Origin of the sequence: Streptomyces sp. NPDC002130 (assembly GCF_040296465.1) — a bacterium.
Classification (GTDB): domain Bacteria; phylum Actinomycetota; class Actinomycetes; order Streptomycetales; family Streptomycetaceae; genus Streptomyces.
Genome location: NZ_JBEOXI010001041.1, coordinates 1 through 1,198, shown reverse-complemented (window position 1 = coordinate 1,198; position 1,198 = coordinate 1). Strand labels below are relative to the sequence as shown.

Annotated in this window: 1 protein-coding gene; it reads left to right on the top strand. The window is 57.2% G+C overall.

The window, feature by feature from the left end:
- Positions 1-384 precede the first annotated feature (384 nt).
- Positions 385-1,198 (top strand): hypothetical protein (locus ABT116_RS48190; RefSeq protein WP_351647840.1); only part of this gene is annotated, 814 nt, incomplete at its 3' end.

Genomic DNA, 1,198 nt, shown 5'->3' with positions numbered 1-1,198 from the left:
GGGTGGTGCGCGTAGGAGTCGATGACCTGCACGCCCGCGGCCTCGCCCTTCAGCTGCAGGCGCCGCTTCACGAACCCACCTACCAGATCACGGATCATCTCTTCGGCAGCCGATATCATCGGAGCGAATCGCTCCGGTTCGTCACGCGCCCGTATATATCAGGTGGGGTTGTTCCGACGCTGCGCTTTTCGTTGCCCGAAATGAAGTCCTCGGGGGGCGCTCCAAGCATTGTCTACGCAATTCGGTCGGGCGCGGGTCGTAATCGAAACTGAAATGCGCTCGAACCTTACTATTGGCCATTCAGTATTGGATCCAAGCATCGGAGGAATCTTGTACGGATGGTGGGAAACTTTTGAGCACTATTGTGTGACAGGATCAGTTCCGGTGGCAACATCGTCCGATCTTGCCCGTATCGAGGCTCACGCCCGAGCGGAGGCCAAGTATGCCGGGAAGCAACAGGTAATTGGTCGGCGAAACGGAAATGACTGGCAAATAACATATGTCGTTCGTTCTGGTGGACTGCATGAGCAATCCGAAAAACAGGCTGCAAGGTACGCCGGTGCTCGACGCGGCGGATCGCGGGACAATCTCGGCCTGAGGCCACCTCGGTCCGAGACCAGGATCGATTCCATCGATCTGGACCAGTCCGCGCAGGAGGTACTGGTCATGCACAACGCGTTGATCGTTACGTGGAATCCAGATCAATGGGATTGGGGCACTGACTATCGCGACGCCATCGAACGTACTGCGCAAGGAAAGCGGGTTCCGGACAACTGGTCAACGGGTGGACGGAAGAGCGGGGTTGGCCCAGGCGACCGGGTTTTCCTGCTTCGTCAGGGAACTAAGGGACGAGGAATAGTTGCCAGCGGAAAGGTGAGAAGCGAAATTTACGATAGCAATCATTGGGATGGTTCCGACCGTCCGGCAAATTATGTCGACTTACAGTGGGATGCCGTCCTTGCGGTCGAAGATCGACTACCAACCGAGGCCTTGGAAGAGGCTATGCCTGAACAGCATTGGCGACCTCAGGGAGGCGGAATCATGCTGGCGGCAAACGTAGCTTTGGATCTCGAAATGTTGTGGGTGGCGCACCGCGACAGTCTTGATGTCGAGGCAGAAGGTCGCCCGCGCAGAGGGAAAACCCAGGGACGGTTGCAGGATTCGGTCCTCCGGAAGAAGATCGAAGATGCTGCACAAG